Below are 17,815 nucleotides of genomic sequence, written 5' to 3'. Positions count from 1 at the left end.
CGAGCGGGTCACGACACCAGCCCTCGAAGCGGAGTCCCTTCGCCGGGACGATGGATCAGGTCAGACCGTTACCCATCCAGTGGCGCTTGCGACCACGCGAAACGTAGATTGGTCGGCCTATCCTCTTCAGACCCCATCAGGTGGCGGCCCTGCGCCGACCCCGTACAGAAGCAAGACCCCGGCGAACGGTACGACGCCAAAAAGGGATTGACCTTCGAAGGCCCGTTACAGAAGGATGGGTAGAGCCAACGGGTCCGGCCTTCGGCCGGCCCGATGATAAACTCCGCGAAACCCATCAATCCAATCCCTCCGCGAAGCGAAGATGGGTATCGCTTCGCTCCACCCATCCTACGGCACCGCGTTCTTCGCTCCGCTCACGCCAATCCCGCAAACCTCATCGCCACGCCGGCCGCGCACGATCCCGCCAGCACCCAGAGCATCCCGACGTTGAAACGGAAGATCGCCGTCGCCGCAGCCGCTGCTAGCACGAAGGCGGCGACGTCAAGGCTTCCCCACACCGGCATGTCGAACGACAGCCCGAACGAGCGAACCGGCGTCGTCTGCCGGAACAGCGTGTGTAACCCGAACCAGATCGAGAGGTTGAGAATCACACCGACCACGGCGGCGGTGATCGCAGACAGCGCGCCCGCGAGCCCCTTGTTGCCGCGCAAGGTTTCGATGTAGGGCGCGCCGAGGAAGATCCAGAGAAAGCAGGGAATGAAGGTGACCCAAGTCGCCAATAGTCCGCCGAGCGTGGCGGCGACCATCGGTGACAGCGCGCCGGGATCGCGATAGGCGGCCATGAAGCCGACGAACTGCAGCACCATGATCAAGGGCCCCGGCGTGGTCTCGGCCATGCCGAGCCCGTCGAGCATCTCGCGCGGCTCCAGCCAGTGATAATGCTCGACCGCCTGCTGCGCGACATAGGCCAGCACCGCATAGGCGCCGCCAAATGTCACCATCGCCATCTTTGAAAAGAACAGCGCGATCTGGCTGAACACATTGGCTTGTCCAAGCCCGATCAAAAGCGCCGCTACCGGCACGACCCATAGCAGCAGCCACACCGAACTTGCCCTGAGCGCACGTGCCACGGAGGGACGGACATGGTCGGGCAATTCCTCACTAAGCAGGCTGTCCACTGCCGCCGATTTCTTACTGCCACCGCCATGCTCGATAGCGGCAAACTCCGGCCGTCCCAAGCGCGCGCCGAAATAGCCGGTCATGCCGGCCGCGATGATGATGATCGGGAAGGGGACGTTGAAAAAGAAGATCGCAACGAAGGCGATCGCCGCGAGCGCGATCATTACCCGGTTGCGCAACGCACGCTTGCCTACACGGACTACGGCATGCACGACGATGGCGAGCACCGCAGCCTTCAGCCCGAAGAACAGCGCCTCGATGAAGCCGACATTGCCGTAGGCCGCGTAGATATAGCTCAAGGCCATGATGGCGATGATGCCGGGCAGGATGAACAGCCCGCCGGCCATGATGCCGCCCGCGGTCCGGTGCAGCAGCCATCCGATGTATGTTGCCAGCTGCTGCGCCTCCGGCCCCGGCAGCAGCATGCAGTAGTTCAGCGCATGCAAAAACCGACTCTCGGAAATCCAGTGCTTCTCCTCGACCAGAATGCGGTGCATCACCGCGATCTGCCCGGCCGGGCCGCCGAAGCTGAGAACGGCGACGCGCAGCCAGACGCGGAAGGCTTCGGCGAAGCTAATGCCGTGATCATAGGTTTGTGCGGCGTTGCGTTTGGCCGCCTTGTCGATCGTCGCTTCCATTACGGCTTCGCCTTGTTGGTCGGCCAATTGTGGGTCTCGCCGGTGGCGTCGCGACACCAGCGGTAGAACGCATCGTAGAGAGTCATGCCGGCTTCGAGCTGCTCGAGATCGTCGTCGAACATGCGCGACAGGCCGAGCGAGGCAGCGAGCAGCCCGGCCGCCTCGGGCGACAGATCGAGCCGCCCGGTATCGGCGCCGCGCACCATCGTCGCCAGCCTCAGCAGAGGCGGCGTTGCCAGCCCGAACTCCTCGACCATGACATCGAAGGTGCAGAGTTCGCCGCGGTGGCTCCAGAACACGGTCTCGATGTCAAAGGGGGCGGCGTTGAAACGCTCTCCGACGGCGATCACCTCAGAAGGAGCTACGTACAGGAACACTGCATTCGGATCGACAAAGCGGCGGATCAGCCAGGGGCAGGCGATGCGATCGACCTTTGGTCGGGCGCGCGTCACCCACACCGTGCGGCCCTTGGCATCACGGGGCGGCAGCTTTTCGGCTGGCACCAGCGGCAGTTTTGCCGCCTTCCAGCCTTCGAAACCCCCTTCGAGCGCTTCGGCCGCCACGTCGAGGTGCCGAAGCCAGGCGGCGGTGCCTTGCGCCAGTTTCTGGCCGCGCAGGCAGACGACGATCGCCGGATGGCCGGAGAATTCTTCGCCCCAATCGGCGGCCTGCTCGTGATTGCGCCGGACCGCGCCGGGAATCAGCCGCGGGTCGGCGGCGAAATCCTCATCGGTGCGCACGTCGATCAGGGCAGGCGTATTCGCCGTGCCGATCAGTTTGCAAAGCTTGTCGGATGATATGGTCGTGTAAGCTGACATGACTGCGCCCTCGTCAAGAGAAACGGGACGCGATACTTGGGCATGTCGCCTCGTGGGGAGATCGCAAAACCCCATGCCCCCGAATAGACCGCTTGCTGATCCTTCTGTCAACTGGTTCCGCGGCGACCCTCCCGTCGGGCGGATTTCCTCATTGTACTTGCGAAGCGCGGCGTTCGGTCCTAACTTCGCCCTCACCGGGGACAAAGCAGGCTCCCCGTCAGACGGTCACCGTCCAAGCTCTGCGCACACTCGACGTGTCGAGGATGGCGCATGGACGGAAACAAGCCGAATCTTTTTCAAATCATCAGATATCCGGGCGTCATCCTTCTCGCGTCGATGCTTGCGTTCGCGCCATTGCCTGCGACCGCCGAGACAGGAGCCACCATGATAGCCATCGATCGCATGACGCTGGGATCGCCCCCGGCCGGATTCTCGTTTGCACGAACCGGCCAGGGCCGCGAGGGCGAATGGATCGTCACATCCGACACAACGGCCTCAGCGGGAAAGGCGATCGAGCAGACCAGCACCGACCGTACCGATTACCGGTTTCCGCTGGCGATCCATGAGAGCGTGTCGGCCGCCAATGTCGATGTAGAAGTGCGCTTCAAGGCGGTGGCCGGCAAGACGGACCAGGCCGGCGGCATCGCCGTGCGGCTGCAGGATGCCGACAATTACTACGTCGCCCGCGCCAATGCGCTCGAGGACAACGTTCGCTTCTATCGCGTCGTCAAAGGCCGACGCGAACAACTGGATGGCGCCAATCTAAAGGTCACGCCGAATGAATGGCACACGCTGGGCCTGCGCGCGGAGGGCAATCGCTTCATTGTTTCCTTTGACGGCAAGAAATTGTTCAGTGCGACCGACAAGACCTTTGCAGGGGCCGGCGGCGTAGCGCTGTGGACCAAGTCCGACAGCGTGACGCGCTTCGAGCAGGTGAAGATGACAGTGCTGCCTTAACGGAATGCTGGGATGACGGATATCGCGACTGCCTCGAAGGCTTCGACCGGAAACGCGCTGATCTCGCTTCTCTATGTCGCGCGCGGCCTGCGCGGTTTCGGCGACGGTTTTGCCATCATCATCCTGCCGGCCTATATGACCGCGCTGGGCTACGACGCCATCGCGGTCGGCATCGTCGCGACGGCCTCGCTGCTCGGCACGGCGCTATTGACACTGATCACCGGCTGGATCGCACCGCGCCATGATCTGAAGCCGCTATTGATCGCAGGCGCCAGCCTGATGGCGGCGACCGGCATCGCCTTTCCCGCGGTCGAACATTTTGTGCTGATCGTGCTGGTCGCCTTCATCGGTACCATCAATGCTTCCGGCGGCGATCTCGGCGTACTGGTGCCGCTCGAGCATGCGGTGCTGGCGCACAGCGCAAGCGATGAGCGCCGCACGCAGGTGTTCGCGCGCTACAGCCTGATCGGCGCGCTCTGCACGGCGGCCGGTTCGCTCGCGGCCTCGCTGCCCGATTTCCTGGTGGCGGGCGGCAGCACGCAAGTTACCGCGCTCCGCCTGATGTTCTATGCCTATGCCGCGCTCGGCATCGCCTGCGCTGCGCTTTATCGCTACGTTCCGCATGCGCGCGCCGAGGAGAGGGCACAGCAAGCGCCGCTCGGGCCATCGCGCGGCACCGTCTACAAGCTTGCGGCGCTGTTCAGTGTCGATTCCTTTGCCGGCGGTTTCGTCGCGCAGTCGCTGCTGGTGCTCTGGCTGTTCGAGCGCTTCGATCTGTCACTATCCGCCGCCGGATTGTTTTTCTTCTGGTCGAGCACGCTGAGCGCGTTTTCCTATCCGGTCGCTGCCTGGATCGCGGGGCGCATCGGCCTCGTCAACACCATGGTGTTCACGCATATTCCGTCCAGCATCTTCCTGATCCTGGCGGCGTTTGCACCAAACCTCTATGTCGCACTCGGCCTATTGCTGCTGCGGTCGGCGCTGTCGCAGATGGATGTGCCGACCCGCACCTCCTACGTCATGGCCGTGGTGACGCCGGCCGAACGGCCCGCCGCGGCAAGCATCACTGCCGTGCCGCGCAGCCTTGCATCGGCGATCAGTCCGGCAATCTCGGGCGCGCTATTGATAACGTCGTTTATCGGGCTGCCGCTGGTGGTCTGCGGCACGCTCAAGATCGCCTACGACCTCGCGCTCCTGTTCTCGTTCCGCCACATCAAGCCGCCGGAGGAGCAGGGGCCTAGAGCATGATGATCTTGGTTTGACAGCGACTGCGAAGGAGGTGCGCTCCCTCTCCCGCTTGCGGGGGAGGGCTGGGGTGGGGGTGTCTCCGCGGGGACACTGCCCGAGTGGAGAGAGCCCCACCCGACGCTTCGCGCCGACCTCCCCCGCAAGCGGGAGAGAGCGGGTCTGCGGCCAAATCGAGCTAACCAAGATCATCATGCTCTAGCGCGTTATCGTCGCGCCTCGCGCGACTACCAGAGCGATCGCCGTCCGTCGGGGAGGGGGTCCATCACGCGTCGCTCATCCCGAACATGCGACCATTGCGCCAGCTTGATCTCCGGCGTGTGGGGCGTGTTGCTCTCTTCCGAATGAAAGGCGAGCTTTTGGCTCGCCTGCACCTGGTATTTGGCGGCCTGTGCCAGCCAGTACCATTTCTTGTCGGGTTCGCTCAGCGCGCGTTGCCGGCACTCGGCTTCCAATTCACGTAAGCGGATCGCTTCCTTCATAACCAATTCCAGAGCCTTAAGGCTCCTGTCGGAGCCCCGAAACCACCGAACCGGGTTCCGGTGGCTTCTCATGGCAAAAATTTCTTGACGGCATCCTATGCCGGTTCGGGACAATTGATTGAAATTTACCAATGGATTGATGCGTAATTAGCTGATGTCGCAGGCGCCCGCGCCAAACTTAATTGCACCAGCACGATCTTCCGGACCGCGGTTTCGTCAAGCCAGCAACTTCAGCCCGTGCCTTGTGCCGGCGCGCAATGCTGGCGATCCGATCAGGACCTCGGCGGGTTGGATGCCAGCGATGTCGGTTCGCGCAGCGCATGATTTGTGACTCGACACGGGAGTTGCTGACACATGCTGCCAACTTCCTGAAAGATTCGGATGTCGAACAATTGTGACTCGCGCATGTAATCTGCTGCGATCATATGTGCAGCGGACGCCGCAGTCGACGGCGCGATCGAGGTGTGGAGGCGGCGTTGGGCGAATGGGTTGGCGTCGCGATCGCGTTGCTATCGAGCTGCCTCGGCGGGACCGCGGCGGCGATCACGCGCTATCTCGCCGGCAACACCGATCCGATCACGCTGGCGATCCTGCGCTGGGCCATCGGCTTCTGCTGCGTATTGCCCGCGGCGCTTTTTCTCAAGGCGCGGTGGCCGAAGCGCCAGGATTGGCCTGCCGTCGCAGCCCTCGGCTTCGCCTTCTTCGGCGTATTCTTCGTCCTCTACAACATCGCGATGTCCTACACGACTGCGGCGCGTGCATCGCTCGCGCTGGCGACGCTGCCGCTGCACACCATGATGGTCGGCGCGCTGCTCGGCATCGAGCCGCTGACGAAACGAAAATCGATCGGGGTCTGCATTGCCGTGCTCGGCGTCTTCGCCGCGCTCGCGACCGGATTGTCGGCCGCGCCGCCGGGCGCATGGCGCGGCGAGTTGATCATGACCGGCGCCATGCTTTGCATGGCGTTCTACAACGTCTGGTCCCGCCCGTTCATCCAGCGCTCCAGCGCGCTCGGCTTCCTCACCGTCGGCATGGGGACGGGCGCTGTGGCGCTGATCCTGGTCGGATCACTCTCCGGCAGTATCGCCGCCTTGAGTCAGTTCGGAGCGCCGCAATGGATCGCGGGTCTCTATCTCGGCATCGCCGGCGGCGCGCTCGCGTTCATCCTGTGGGTGCTGGCGCTGGAGCGAGCGTCGCCGACGCGCGTGGCCAACACCATGACCGTCAATCCCGTTGCGGCAGCGCTGCTTGCCACCCAACTCGTCGGCGAGCCGATCACGCCAAACCTCTTGGTCGGGCTCGTCGCGGTGTTTGCGGGCATATGGATCGCGACGTCAGGGATCAAAAAGTAAGTTGGCGAAGCCTCACGCTATTCCGTTCGCGGCTGCGGCCGTGGCGGCGCCTTCAGCAGGAACAGCGCCAGCAGCGCCGCGAGGCTGAGCGCGGAGGAGACGATCAGAACCCGCGCGCCCATGGCGTCGATCAGGAGGCCAAACAGCAGCGGCGCGGCGGCCTGCGCCATTCGCGCCGGCGCCCCGATGATGCCGAGGCGGTAACCGTAATTCTCAGGCCCGAAGACCGCGAGCGGCAGCGTGCCGCGCGCAATGGTCAGGATGCCGTTGCCGGAACCGTGGAACACCGCGAACACGCTCGCCGCGCCGCCGCCGGCGAGGGCGAGGATGGCGGCGCCGATCGGGTGCGTGATGCAGGCGAGGCGCGTCGAGACCATCGGATGGTAGCGGCTGAGAAAGCTCGCCTCGAAGATCCGCGCAGCCACCTGCGCAGGACCAATCAATGCGCCGGCGAACACCGCCTGCGTGCTCGTCGCACCGGCCGCCTCCATCAGGCGCGGCAGATGCGCAGCCATAGCGCCGGCGACAGTCCAGGCCGCCGCGAAGACAAAGGCTAAGATGATCACGGTGCGGTCGATCGGGACATGCGGCTTGACGGCCGTGGCAATGGCAGCCTTCGCACCCGTGACCGCTGGCAGCATCCACCAGTTGAGGGGGAGGCCGATCAGAATATGCGCCGCTGCCCAGGCAAAGCAGGTGTTGCGCCAACCGATGGTCTCAAGCCCCAAGGCCGACAGCGGCCATCCCACCGTCGAGGCAAAGCCGGCCAGCAGCGTGATGCCGGTGATCGAGCGCCGCGCCCCGTCGCCATAGATCCGCCCGAGCGCGGCAAAGGCGGCGTCGTAAAGGCCTGCCGTCATGCCGATGCCGAGGAGGAGCCAGGCGATGATGAGAAGCGGTATCGACGTGGTGAAGCCGAGCAGCACGAGGCCAGCCGCCAGCACCAGATTGGACATCGACAGCACGGATCTGCCGCCGACGAGATCGATCTGACGTCCGATCCGTGGGGCAAGCAGCGCGGAGAGCACCAGCGATACCGAGAAGGCGCCAAACACCCAGCTTGAGGAAATGCCGAGATCGCGCGCGATCGGATCGGCGAGGATCGCTGGCAGGTAGTAGCTCGACGCCCAGGCCAGCGTCTGCGTCGTGCCGAGCGCGATAATGATAGAAAACTGGCTGCGGTTCACTGGGTCTCCCTTCTCGAGCAATAGAGCGCCAGCGGCCCGAGCCGCGATCAGGCCGCGCAGCCGCAGCCTGTTTTGCCTTGCTGTTTTGCTTTCTCATCCGCGGCGCAACACGCGTCAACGTCCGATAATGCAGGGCCGCCGCAGCAATTGTTGGCATCTGGCGCGAGTGGGCGGCTGCAGACGCCGGTCTCGGGCAGCACCAGCTCGACGCGCTCTGCGGCTGCGCGGTCGCCGGCGATGTCGGCGGCGATCGAACGCACCTGTTCGTAGCCCGTGAGCATCAGGAAGGTCGGCGCGCGGCCGTAGGATTTCATGCCGGCGAAATAGAAGCCGGGCTCATCCTGCGCCAGCTCGCGTGCGCCATGCGGCCGCACGGTGCCGCAGCTATGCTCGTTCGGATCGATCAGCGGCGCTAGCGCGACAGGGCATTCGATCGCAGGATCGAGCCGGATCCGTAGTTCGCGCACGAATTCGAGGTCGGGCCGGAAACCCGTCGCCACGATCAATTCATCGGCCATGACCCGACGGGCGCTGCAGCCCGATACGGCTGCGATGACGAGGCGAGGGCCATCGGCAATGAGATGCGATACGCGAAATTCGCTTTGCAACTCGACCCGGCCGGCGGTCACCAGTGCGGCAAACGCCGCGCCAAGCTGGCCGCGCGCGACCAGCTTGTCGTTCGCACCGCCGCCGAAAGCCTTGGCGGGATCGCTGCCGCGCAAGAGCCAGACCGGCCGGGTGCGAGGCGCCTGCTCGGCAAGTTTTGCGAGATCAATCAGCGTGCCGATCGCAGAATGTCCCGCGCCGAGCACCGCAACTGTCTTGCCGGCATACCGCGCGCGATCCTTGCCGAGCACATCAGGCATGCCATAGGCGATTCTATCGGCAACATCCTTCTCGCCGATGGCGGGAAGGCCGTTGGCGCCTGCGGGGTTCGGCGAATGCCAGGTGCCTGATACGTCGATGACCGCATCGGCCTTCATGACCTTCGGGCCTTGCCCGTTCTGGTAACGGATTTCGAACGGCGCCTTTTCACGGCCTTTGGTTTTCATCTTGTCGAACCCGGCACGGCTGATACCCGTGACGCGGCTCAAGGTGCGGATGTGAGGGGCGAGCGCGGCGTGGGCAGCAAGTGGCTCGAGATAGCGTTCGGCCATTTCGGCGCCGGTCGGGTACTGATCCGGTTCAGGAGAGTTCCAGCCCGTTGCCGCCAATAGACGCACTGCGGCCTTGTCGATGTTGTACTCCCAGGGTGAGAACAATTGGACGTGGCCCCATTGCCGCATGGCGTGGCCGACGGTCTCACCGGCTTCCAGCACGATCGGCTCGAGGCCGCGCTCCAGCACGTGGGCCGCGGCGGCAAGGCCGACCGGTCCGGCCCCGATGATCGCGACGGTCTTGGCTGCATCCATACTGTCCTCCCATAAAACTAGAAATATCGAGATAATGCCGAAAACAGGGCTGCTTAGGCCGCCGTCTTGGCATCCGCAGTTTCGGCGCTCTCCGTGCAGCATTCGGCAACCAGAAAACCGACTAGCTCCCGCATCACCCCGTAATTGGCATGGCAGACGAGCGTGGTCCCCTCGCGCACCTGCGTGATGAGTCCGACCACCAGCAGCGCCTTGATGTGGTGGGAGAGGGTGGACGGCGCGATCTTCAGCTTGTCCTGCAGGCGGCCGACGGGAAGCCCGGCGCGACCGGCGCGGATCAGCGCGCGGTAGATCTTGAGGCGGGTTGGGTTGCCCAGCGCTTCGAGATGGGCGGCGGCGTCATCGAGCTTCATAAAGGTAGCGTCTCACGGGAATTCGGGTACGTCAACCGTATTTCTAGAATAATCGAAATAGGCGGCTTGACAATGAGTGACATATCGATAAATCTCGATATATGGAATCAGAACGCGCCATTCTCGCATTGGCTGCGCTTGCCCAGCCGACGCGGCTCGATGTGTTTCGCTTGCTGACGAAACACGAACCGGACGGACTCGCCGCTGGCGACATTGCTAAGGCACTCGCCGTGCCGCAAAACACCATGTCGTCGCATCTGGCAATCTTGTCTCGCGCCGGGCTGGTAACGGCGCAGCGCTTCAGCCGATCGATCGTGTACCGTGCCGATCTCGTGGCCTTTAAGGCCGTCGTGTTGTTCATGCTGCGGGATTGCTGTGACGGGCGCCCTGAAATCTGCGGGCCATTGATCGAAGACCTCACGCCTTGTTGTCCGCCGAAGACAAGGAGGAAAGCCCATGTCTGAACGCATCTACAACGTGCTCTTCCTGTGCACCGGAAATACCGCGCGTTCGATTCTCGCCGAATCGATCCTGCGCAAAGAGGGACGCCGCAACTTCCGCGCCTTCTCCGCCGGCAGCCAGCCGAAGGGAACGGTCAATCCCTTTGCCATCAAAGTCCTTAACCGGCTCGACTATCCTACGGACGGCTTGCGCTCGAAGAGTTGGGAAGAGTTTGCGCGCAGCGACGCGCCCGTGATGGATTTCGTGTTTACGGTTTGCGACAACGCGGCCGGCGAAGCCTGCCCGGTCTGGCCGGGACAGCCGATGACCGCACATTGGGGGATCGAAGACCCGGCTGGCGTCGAGGGCACCGATATCGAGAAGGAAGCGGCGTTCGTCGAGGCGTTCCGTTATCTCAAGAATCGAATTGCAGCCTTCACCAGCCTGCCGCTGGCAAGCATCGACCAACTGTCGCTTGGGACCAGGCTGCGCGACATTGGCCGCGGCGACGGTGCAAGCTCGGGCCAGGAGAAGGCTAGCTAATGTCCGAATTCGATCTGCCACGCCGGCTCGCCGCCGAAGCCCTGGGGACGGCGCTGCTGGTCGCGACCGTGGTCGGCTCCGGCATCATGGCCGAGACCTTGACCAAGGATGTCGCGTTGGCGCTGCTCGGCAATACGTTGCCGACCGGCGCGATCCTTGTGGTTCTTATCACCATTCTCGGGCCCGTTTCGGGCGCGCATTTCAATCCGGCGGTGTCGCTGGTATTTGCCTTGAGGCGCGAGCTGACGCCGCGCGACACGCTTGCTTACGTCCTTGCGCAAATCGCCGGCGGCATTGCCGGGACCATGATCGCGCATGCGATGTTCGCGCTGCCCTTGATCGATGTCTCGCTGAAAATGCGAACCGGTGGCGCACAATGGCTCGCCGAAGCGGTCGCCGCATTCGGGCTGGTGGCGACCATCTTGGGCGGCATCCGATTCAACATCGTCGCCGTGCCGTGGCTGGTCGGCCTCTATATCACCGCAGCCTATTGGTTCACCGCGTCGACGTCCTTCGCCAATCCCGCGGTGGCGATCGCCCGCTCGATGACCAATACGTTTTCCGGCATCCGGCCTGCCGACCTTCCCGGTTTCATCATCGCCGAAACAAGCGGGGCGCTCGTTGCGTTGCTGTTCATGGGCTGGCTGCTCGGCGGGAGAAGCGGGGCTGCTACGACGATGAAGGAGGCGCGGCCATGACCGTCACGATCTATCACAACCCCGCCTGCGGCACTTCGCGCAACACGCTCGCGATGATCCGGCAGAGCGGCGAGGAGCCCGAGGTGATCGAATATCTGAAGACGCCGCCGAGCCGCGCGCGGCTGGTCGAACTGATCAAGGCGTCAGGCCTTTCGCAGCGCGAACTCTTGCGCGAGAAGGGTACGCCTTATGCAGAGCTTGGCCTCGCCGATCCGAAGTGGAGCGACGACGAACTGATCGACTTCATGGTGGCGCATCCGATCCTGATCAACCGGCCGATCGTGGTGACGCCGAAGGGCGTCCGGCTGTGCCGGCCGTCGGAGCTGGTGCTCGACCTGCTCGATAACCCCGTGCAGTCTTTCGTCAAGGAAGACGGCGAGGCGGTGACGCGCTCCAAGTGTTAAGCATCGGTGTCCCGGACGCGGTGCAGCGTGTAACGCTGCTCCGCAGAGCCGGGACCCACATAGATGGACCCCGGCTCAGCAGCGCAGCGATTCTCGCTGCGCAGCGTCCGGGGAGCGCGAGCCGCACGAGCCTTCCACCCGTCACGATTGCGCGGCATAATGGCCGCATGGAACTCACACCCCGTCTACGCCTGACGAACTGGCTGGTCAGCCAGGGACTCACTGGCCTGCCCGAAAACGATCTGGTCCGCGGCTTCTGCGAGCGCTGCCGCGCCGAAGGCCTCCATGTGTCGCGCGGCATGGTCTTCATCGATACGCTGCACCCGATATTCGAGGGCCGCGGTTTTCGCTGGAATGATGCCGAGACCAACGAAAGCGACATGTTCGAATATGGCTCGACCAGTGAGGGCGAAGCCGCGCAGGCCTGGCGCAGTTCGATCTTCTATCACATGCTCGAGCACGGCTATCAGGAGCTGCCGATTAACCTCGCTGACAGCGGGACCCACAGATTCAAGTTCGTGAACGAACTTGCCGAGAAAGGCCATAAGCATCTCGTGGCCTATGTGCACCATTTCGGCGAGGCCGGCACCATGGGGCAGATGGACTGCGTCTATTCATATTGGGTGACAAGGCGCGACGAGGGTTTTGGCGTGCAGGGGTTGGCTGCGCTGCGCGACCTCGTGCCGGTGCTGGGGCTGGCGATCAAATCCGCGGCACAGGCCGACATCACCAAGACGCTGGGGCGCGTTTATCTCGGGCGCGACACCGCCGAACAGGTGCTGCGCGGACGCATCACGCGCGGCGTCACCGAACAGATCAATACTGTGCTGTGGTTCTCCGACCTGCGTAGCTCCACGGCGATCAGCGAGAGCATCGATCCCGGCGAGATCATCCCGTTCCTCAATGACTATGCGCAGGCCTCGATCGACGCCATCCACGAGGCCGGCGGCGAGGTGCTGAAACTGATCGGCGATGGCGTGCTGGCGATGTTCACCCATGAAAACATGGCGAGGGCCAAGCGCGCCGCGCTGCGCGCCGAATATCGCTTCCGCCGCAACATGAGGACGGTTAACGCCCGCCGCACTGGCGAGGGCCGCCCCGTGACATCAGCCCATGTCGGGCTGCATGTCGGAGAGGTCTTTTACGGCAATATCGGCAGCGACGACCGGCTCGACTTCACCGTGGTAGGCCCGGCGGTGAACGAGGTCAGCCGCATCGCCTCGATGTGCCGCTCGGTCGACCGGGAACTCTTGATGTCCTCGGCCTTCCGCAACGGCCTCGACGCCGCCGGACGAAATTATCTGGTCTCCACCGGCCGCTTCGCGCTGCGCGGCATCGGCCGCGCGCAGGATCTCTACACGCTCGATCCGGATATTGCGGCGGACGAGGTGGTGGCGGGGAAGTATGAAAGGTATCTAACGAGCTAGAACTGTCGTGAAGCTGGTCAGCGCCGTTTGCGCGCGAGCGCAACATAGGCCTGCTGCGGAAACGTGAAATTGCCATCGGCAAGCATCTTCAGCGTGGATCGGCTCGTTGTCCTGGCGGCAACGGATGTGATGATCGCCTGACGCTCAGCCTCGTCACTGTCCTGGAGCAGGATCGTCATTGGCGTTGCAAGGAGCTGGAACCGCACATAGTCCAGCACGGAAGGGAATACGATCGTTTGCACGACGATGTGCACCTCGACAGCCTGGAAGTCAGCTCGTCGCAAGCGCCCTTCGAGCTGCGCAGGATCGGAGAAGGAATGCTCGCCGCGCTTGATCCGGGAGGCATCCTTGCCGAGAACGTCATCCAGCGCGCCGGCGAATGCGTGGGCTCCAGGCGTGTGCTCGATCGCGCTGTAGACGCTTAGCGCTACCCGGCCCGTGTCGCGCAGCACGCGGTGCATTTCGAGTAGGGCCTTGGACTGGTCCGGGAAGAACTGAAGGCCAAGCTGGCAGAGAACAACGTCGAATCTGTCAGACGGAAGCGGCAAATCGAGCGCGCTGCCTTCTATCCAAGCGATCGGAGACCCTTCATTCGGCAGAGTTCGCGCGACCGCGAGCATCCCGGCATTGAGGTCGAGACCTGTCACTCGTCCTGTCGTGACGCGCTGAGCCGCGAGACGAGCCACAACACCGGTACCACAGGCGACATCCAGAACCGCATCACCCGCGCGAGGCTGGGCCCGTGCGATGAGGTCCTCTGCCCACTTGAGGGTAATCGCAGGTACGAGGTAGCGCTGATAAAGCTCCGCAGCAGACCCCTCGAGCTGCCAGTGCCCTTCGCTCATCGTGCGGTCTCCAGGCTTTTGCGCTGCGAATGATAACGGGCCCTGGCTTCCCTGTCTGCTGTTAAAGTCGATTGCCGTCAGCCCTTCATTTTGACCAGGATCAAAGGCAATTCACCTTTTTACGATTACCAGGCGGTGGTGACGGCCGCCCTTACCGTGTCATTGCGAGCGCAGCGAAGCAATCCATCTTTCCGCTTGTAGCGCTATGGATTGCTTCGCTGCGCTCGCAAAGACGGCTTGGGCTCATGAATGCGGTCGGCTAACACCCCGCCGGCTCGCCCACCATGTCCGGCTGCCTTGCCAGCAAGACTGCGGGCGACAGCAGGATGACCATCGCCTGTGCGGCGAAGATCGCGGCGGCCAGATAGAGGCAGGCTTCCGCGCCATACAGTCCGCCGACGATGGCACCTAACGCGGAGCCGAGCGGGCGAGCGCCGTAGCTCATGATGTTGATGGCGGAGACGCGGCCGAGCAGCGAGGGCGGCGTCACAGACTGACGCAGCGTGGTGGTCGAGATCACCCACAGGATGGGACCTGCGCCGAGCAGGAAGAAGCTGAGGCCCGCGAGCCATGGCGTCGGCACGATCGTGGTCAGCGCCATCACGGCCGCGGCGATGAATCCTGTCACCGGCCCGAGCCCGATGACGGTGCCGAAGGCGAGGCGCTGCATCACCCGCGTGGCCGCGAGCGCGCCGGCGACCATGCCGACGCCGTACATGCCAAGCGTTACGCCGACGCCGGTCGCCGATAGGCCGAGATGACGCACGGCGTAGGGCACAAACACGGCCAGCAGCAGGAACGACGCCGTGTTGAAGATGAACTGCGTGATGAACACCGGGCGGAGCAGCGGATGATGCAGCACGAAGGCGGCGCCTTCCTTGATCTCCTGCAGCGGATGGCGATGCGGCGCGGGCGCGCGCGCCGGTTCGTAGATGCCGGACAGCAGCACCACGGCGATCACGGATAGCGCCGCAGCAAAGCCGAACGCAGGCGCGGCCCCAACCCACCCGACCAGCACGCCGCCGAGCGCCGGGCCGCTGGCGAACGCGATGGTGCGTGCGAGTTCGATCCGCGCATTCGCTGCCGGCAATTGTTCAGACGTCACCAGCGACGGCACCAGCGCCGGCGCGGCGACGCTGTAGGCTACCGTTCCGCACACCGCGACAAAGCCGAGCAGCGAAAGCAGCGGCAGCGTCATCCACCCAAGCCAGATCAGCAGCAGAATTCCGGCGAGCGCCGCGGCGCGCAGCGCCTCGGAGGAGGCCATCACCCAGCGCCGCGAAATGCGATCGGCGAGGAGACCTGCGGGAATCGCAAACAGGATGAAGGGCAACGTCAGCGCGGTCTGCAGCAGGCCGGTCTGGCCTTCGCCGACGCCGAGCAGCAGCACCGCGACGATGGGGGCAGCGGCCAGCGCTATCTGCTCGGCCGATTGGGCGGCGAGGTTGGACCAGGCCAGGCGGTTGAAGGTTCCGGGCAGGCGCGGCGCATCGATGGCGGACATGGCAAAATTCCCTGAGATTCGATCGGTCCTCAATGTCCGCTCGCAGAACGATCGAACCCACCCGTTTCCCGACAAGCCCTCTCACAAACAAAAGCCTCCACATGCTGATATGTGGAGGCTTTCGATTTCTGTCATGCCGGGCTGTTAGAACGTGGATGCCCGGCAAACAGAGGATCAAACGTCGAACAGGAAATCGTGCTTTGTGAGTTCATGGGGCCGCACGCCTGTCAGTTCGATCCGGTCGTCACCGACCTGAACCATCGTGTTCCCATGGTCGCCCCAGATCCTCACATCGCGAAAATCCAGACGGCCGGCATTCTCAAACACCAGCATGTCGACGCCCGGATCGAAATCGGTGATCTCAGCTTTGGTGGATCCGAAATCAAACACGAAGCGATCCGCGCCGCCATTCCCCGTCATTGTCTGCTTGCCGGTACCGGCGAACAGATAATCGCCCTGCGGACCGCCGATCAGCGTGTCGTTGCCATCGGAGCCGATGACGATCTGGCGCGCCTCGGGATCTTCTGACTCCACGCCGCCCGCAAGGCCGGTGTGTCGCGAATAGGTGACGAAGACGTCGTCCTGGATATGCTTGGTGTCGGTATTGCGCAGGATGATATCTGCCAGCGTCGTGCCTTTGATCTCGGACAACGTCTTGGAATCAAACCCCTGGTTCTCGAACCATAACCTGTCGCCATCGCGCAGCGCTTCGAATTGCATCTTGATGATGGCCTGGAACGTTTCGCCGACAAGCGCGCCATCGACATGATTTTCCGACAAGCCGCCGGTCCACAGACCGACATTGTTGACGTTGCCGTGGGCCGCTTTCAGTCCGGCCAGCGTCTCCGGGTCGCTCGTGATCTGGCTGAAATCCGTGTAGGGGTCGAGGCCGAGTGCTTCACGGGTCTGGTTGAGCGTGCCGAGGCCGAGATCGCGCGCGCGCTGGATGTTGATCGCGGCGAGATCCATCGACACCGGTGGATCAGAAAGAAAATTGCGGAGGTCGTCGACGATGCGCGCGTCGAGCGCCTGTGAGGGATCGGCCGCCAAGTGGCGCAATTGTCCGTCGGCGCCGCCATCGTCGATGAAGTCTGCCGCCGGCTGGAAAAATACATCCTTCAGGTCTTCCTCCGAGCCAGCGATGACTTCGCCGTTCTCGTCAAGGCCTTCGGTTTCGCCCGACACGATCGAATGTCCAAAGCGGAACGCAGCGGCGACGAATTCCAGCGTCAGGTGCGGATCGACGCTGGGGTCATAGCCGTCGTAAGGCGTCAGCGCGTCTTTGCCGAGGAGGTTGGGCAGGATTTCCGAATAGGTGATGTTGGCGATTTCCGCCGTCACGATGGCGCGGGCGTGATTGTAGAGTTGGTCGCCGCTCCATTTCGGGTGCTCAAGGTGCAGTCTGTCGACCCAATAATTGTGCTCGCGCACGAACAGCGTGTGCAAGGCGGTGAGCGCCGGATTCTCTGCGGCGCGCACATCACCCGCCACCACCATGCCGCCAGCGATCGGCAGGTTGTTGCCCGCTGACGTCAACATGTGGCCGTCGGCGGTGCGCAGGCTGGCGGCGGTCGCGGCATTGGATCCATAGACCATCGAGGCGTCCAGCCAGGCGGTATTGGAATTGAGCGCCATCGCTGGATTGGATGTGCCTGCGCCGGTCGTCGGATCAACAACTGCACGGGTGATCGGGATGATGGTGCCGGCAGAAAATACGGGATCGCCCGCAGGAACCACGACGCTGATATCGCTGACGCCATCGGTCTTGGTCAGCGTCATGTCGTGATCGATGAATTGACCCCATGCATACATGAACGCGGAGACGCCCTCGGGGTTTGCGACGTCAGGGTCGCCGGCGCCGACGACAAGATTGCTGATGGTGCGCGGATTGTTGCCGCCGAGCGGGACGGAAATGCCGTCGGCAAAATGCGCTTCGCCGATCCGTGCGAACTCGGTGCCAGCGGCGTTGAGGGTGGAATCGGACTGGTTGTTCTGCGAGCCGTCGAAACTGCGGTACTCGATCTTTGTCGGCTTTGGATCCGGCGTGCACGGCGGGCTGTTGTGGGGACCGCGTGGGCCATGGCCCTCCTGCGGGCCATGAGAACCATGCGGTCGATGCGGCAAATGGCCGGGAAAATTGCCGAAGTGGAAATCGTGGTCGCCGTCCTGGTTTCCCCACGCTCGCTTGAACTGACGCATTCGACCGCCTCCTCAGTTGCAATTGCGAATTATTCGCAAGTAGTGTCACTAATGAGAGGCATTTGCAATAAGGAAGTGCCCAGTCCCTGATCGAGCGGGCCGACCGAGACTTCGGCGACGTGGCCGACGAAGTCGGCATATCAACCGCATAG

At 63.5% G+C, this 17,815-nt stretch carries 17 protein-coding genes; 8 read left to right on the top strand and 9 right to left on the bottom strand.

From position 1 onward, the window contains the following. Positions 1–374 precede the first annotated feature (374 nt). Together chrA and J6524_RS05285 are read right to left on the bottom strand one after the other, a co-directional pair. Positions 375–1,778, bottom strand: coding sequence for a chromate efflux transporter (chrA, locus tag J6524_RS05290; RefSeq protein WP_225669332.1), 1,404 nt, complete (start codon positions 1,776–1,778; stop codon positions 375–377). Continuing rightward, the gene (locus J6524_RS05285; RefSeq protein ID WP_225669282.1) at positions 1,778–2,596 is read right to left on the bottom strand and encodes a chromate resistance protein ChrB domain-containing protein; all 819 of its coding nucleotides are present in this window, start codon (positions 2,594–2,596) and stop codon (positions 1,778–1,780) included. The genes chrA and J6524_RS05285 overlap by 1 nt, the downstream gene beginning before the upstream one ends. A 384-nt stretch (positions 2,597–2,980) precedes the next feature. On the opposite strand from J6524_RS05285, the gene J6524_RS05280 reads away from it, so the two are divergent. Continuing rightward, on the top strand, positions 2,981–3,553 hold the full coding sequence (locus tag J6524_RS05280) for a hypothetical protein (protein WP_225669281.1): 573 nt from the start codon (positions 2,981–2,983) through the stop codon (positions 3,551–3,553). 12 nt (positions 3,554–3,565) lie between these two features. Continuing rightward, positions 3,566–4,801, top strand: a complete 1,236-nt coding sequence (locus J6524_RS05275; RefSeq protein WP_225669280.1) for an MFS transporter — start codon at positions 3,566–3,568, stop codon at positions 4,799–4,801. 224 nt (positions 4,802–5,025) lie between these two features. On the opposite strand, the gene J6524_RS05270 is transcribed toward J6524_RS05275, so the two are convergent. Further along, the gene (locus J6524_RS05270; RefSeq protein WP_225669279.1) at positions 5,026–5,280 is read right to left on the bottom strand and encodes a hypothetical protein; all 255 of its coding nucleotides are present in this window, start codon (positions 5,278–5,280) and stop codon (positions 5,026–5,028) included. A 476-nt stretch (positions 5,281–5,756) separates the two neighbouring features. Here J6524_RS05270 and J6524_RS05265 point away from each other — a divergent pair, with 476 nt between their 5' ends. Beyond that, positions 5,757–6,632 (top strand): DMT family transporter, encoded by an 876-nt coding sequence (locus tag J6524_RS05265; protein WP_225669278.1) that lies wholly within the window; start codon positions 5,757–5,759, stop codon positions 6,630–6,632. Positions 6,633–6,649: 17 nt separating this feature from the next. Here the strand turns inward: J6524_RS05265 and J6524_RS05260 are convergent, their stop codons facing one another. From J6524_RS05260 to J6524_RS05250, 3 genes are read right to left on the bottom strand one after another with little or no spacing between them, the layout of a single operon-like run. Continuing rightward, positions 6,650–7,819, bottom strand: a complete 1,170-nt coding sequence (locus J6524_RS05260) for an MFS transporter (protein WP_225669277.1) — start codon at positions 7,817–7,819, stop codon at positions 6,650–6,652. Positions 7,820–7,866: 47 nt separating this feature from the next. After that, complete coding sequence (locus J6524_RS05255; RefSeq protein WP_225669276.1) at positions 7,867–9,231, bottom strand: NAD(P)-binding domain-containing protein; 1,365 nt, start codon at positions 9,229–9,231, stop codon at positions 7,867–7,869. A 53-nt stretch (positions 9,232–9,284) separates the two neighbouring features. Beyond that, entirely contained in the window at positions 9,285–9,602 is a 318-nt protein-coding gene (locus tag J6524_RS05250) for an ArsR/SmtB family transcription factor (RefSeq protein ID WP_225669275.1), read from the bottom strand. Positions 9,603–9,703: 101 nt separating this feature from the next. On the opposite strand from J6524_RS05250, the gene J6524_RS05245 reads away from it, so the two are divergent. From J6524_RS05245 to J6524_RS05225, 5 genes are all read left to right on the top strand, one after another. Further along, positions 9,704–10,066, top strand: coding sequence for an ArsR/SmtB family transcription factor (locus tag J6524_RS05245; RefSeq protein ID WP_225669274.1), 363 nt, complete (start codon positions 9,704–9,706; stop codon positions 10,064–10,066). Next, entirely contained in the window at positions 10,059–10,586 is a 528-nt protein-coding gene (locus J6524_RS05240; RefSeq protein ID WP_225669273.1) for an arsenate reductase ArsC, read from the top strand. The genes J6524_RS05245 and J6524_RS05240 overlap by 8 nt, the downstream gene beginning before the upstream one ends. Next, positions 10,586–11,284 carry an aquaporin gene (locus J6524_RS05235; RefSeq protein ID WP_225669272.1) on the top strand — a complete coding sequence of 233 codons (699 nt, stop codon included), beginning with the start codon at positions 10,586–10,588 and terminating at the stop codon, positions 11,282–11,284. Before J6524_RS05240 ends, J6524_RS05235 begins: the two co-directional genes overlap by 1 nt. Beyond that, the gene (gene arsC, locus J6524_RS05230; RefSeq protein WP_225669271.1) at positions 11,281–11,688 is read left to right on the top strand and encodes an arsenate reductase (glutaredoxin); all 408 of its coding nucleotides are present in this window, start codon (positions 11,281–11,283) and stop codon (positions 11,686–11,688) included. Before J6524_RS05235 ends, arsC begins: the two co-directional genes overlap by 4 nt. A 167-nt stretch (positions 11,689–11,855) precedes the next feature. Continuing rightward, positions 11,856–13,115 (top strand): adenylate/guanylate cyclase domain-containing protein, encoded by a 1,260-nt coding sequence (locus J6524_RS05225; protein ID WP_225669270.1) that lies wholly within the window; start codon positions 11,856–11,858, stop codon positions 13,113–13,115. A 17-nt stretch (positions 13,116–13,132) separates the two neighbouring features. Here the strand turns inward: J6524_RS05225 and J6524_RS05220 are convergent, their stop codons facing one another. From J6524_RS05220 to J6524_RS05210, 3 genes are all read right to left on the bottom strand, one after another. Beyond that, positions 13,133–13,960 carry a class I SAM-dependent methyltransferase gene (locus J6524_RS05220; protein WP_225669269.1) on the bottom strand — a complete coding sequence of 276 codons (828 nt, stop codon included), beginning with the start codon at positions 13,958–13,960 and terminating at the stop codon, positions 13,133–13,135. Between the two features lie 259 nt (positions 13,961–14,219). Next, positions 14,220–15,464 (bottom strand): MFS transporter, encoded by a 1,245-nt coding sequence (locus J6524_RS05215; protein WP_225669268.1) that lies wholly within the window; start codon positions 15,462–15,464, stop codon positions 14,220–14,222. A 174-nt stretch (positions 15,465–15,638) separates the two neighbouring features. Then, positions 15,639–17,663, bottom strand: a complete 2,025-nt coding sequence (locus J6524_RS05210; RefSeq protein ID WP_225669267.1) for a peroxidase family protein — start codon at positions 17,661–17,663, stop codon at positions 15,639–15,641. Positions 17,664–17,815 lie beyond the last annotated feature (152 nt).

Source organism: Bradyrhizobium hereditatis, assembly GCF_020329435.1.
Lineage (GTDB): Bacteria > Pseudomonadota > Alphaproteobacteria > Rhizobiales > Xanthobacteraceae > Bradyrhizobium > Bradyrhizobium hereditatis.
The sequence above is the reverse complement of the archived record's forward strand: the minus strand, read 5'-3'. Positions and strand labels throughout refer to the sequence as shown.

Coding starts and splice junctions, on each gene's coding strand:
- chrA (WP_225669332.1), bottom strand. CDS start 1,778: ATGGAAGCGACGATCGACAAGGCGGCCAAACGCAACGCCGCACAAACC.
- J6524_RS05285 (WP_225669282.1), bottom strand. CDS start 2,596: ATGTCAGCTTACACGACCATATCATCCGACAAGCTTTGCAAACTGATC.
- J6524_RS05280 (WP_225669281.1), top strand. CDS start 2,981: ATGATAGCCATCGATCGCATGACGCTGGGATCGCCCCCGGCCGGATTC.
- J6524_RS05275 (WP_225669280.1), top strand. CDS start 3,566: ATGACGGATATCGCGACTGCCTCGAAGGCTTCGACCGGAAACGCGCTG.
- J6524_RS05270 (WP_225669279.1), bottom strand. CDS start 5,280: ATGAAGGAAGCGATCCGCTTACGTGAATTGGAAGCCGAGTGCCGGCAA.
- J6524_RS05255 (WP_225669276.1), bottom strand. CDS start 9,231: ATGGATGCAGCCAAGACCGTCGCGATCATCGGGGCCGGACCGGTCGGC.
- J6524_RS05250 (WP_225669275.1), bottom strand. CDS start 9,602: ATGAAGCTCGATGACGCCGCCGCCCATCTCGAAGCGCTGGGCAACCCA.
- J6524_RS05245 (WP_225669274.1), top strand. CDS start 9,704: ATGGAATCAGAACGCGCCATTCTCGCATTGGCTGCGCTTGCCCAGCCG.
- J6524_RS05240 (WP_225669273.1), top strand. CDS start 10,059: ATGTCTGAACGCATCTACAACGTGCTCTTCCTGTGCACCGGAAATACC.
- J6524_RS05235 (WP_225669272.1), top strand. CDS start 10,586: ATGTCCGAATTCGATCTGCCACGCCGGCTCGCCGCCGAAGCCCTGGGG.
- arsC (WP_225669271.1), top strand. CDS start 11,281: ATGACCGTCACGATCTATCACAACCCCGCCTGCGGCACTTCGCGCAAC.
- J6524_RS05225 (WP_225669270.1), top strand. CDS start 11,856: ATGGAACTCACACCCCGTCTACGCCTGACGAACTGGCTGGTCAGCCAG.
- J6524_RS05220 (WP_225669269.1), bottom strand. CDS start 13,960: ATGAGCGAAGGGCACTGGCAGCTCGAGGGGTCTGCTGCGGAGCTTTAT.
- J6524_RS05215 (WP_225669268.1), bottom strand. CDS start 15,464: ATGTCCGCCATCGATGCGCCGCGCCTGCCCGGAACCTTCAACCGCCTG.
- J6524_RS05210 (WP_225669267.1), bottom strand. CDS start 17,663: ATGCGTCAGTTCAAGCGAGCGTGGGGAAACCAGGACGGCGACCACGAT.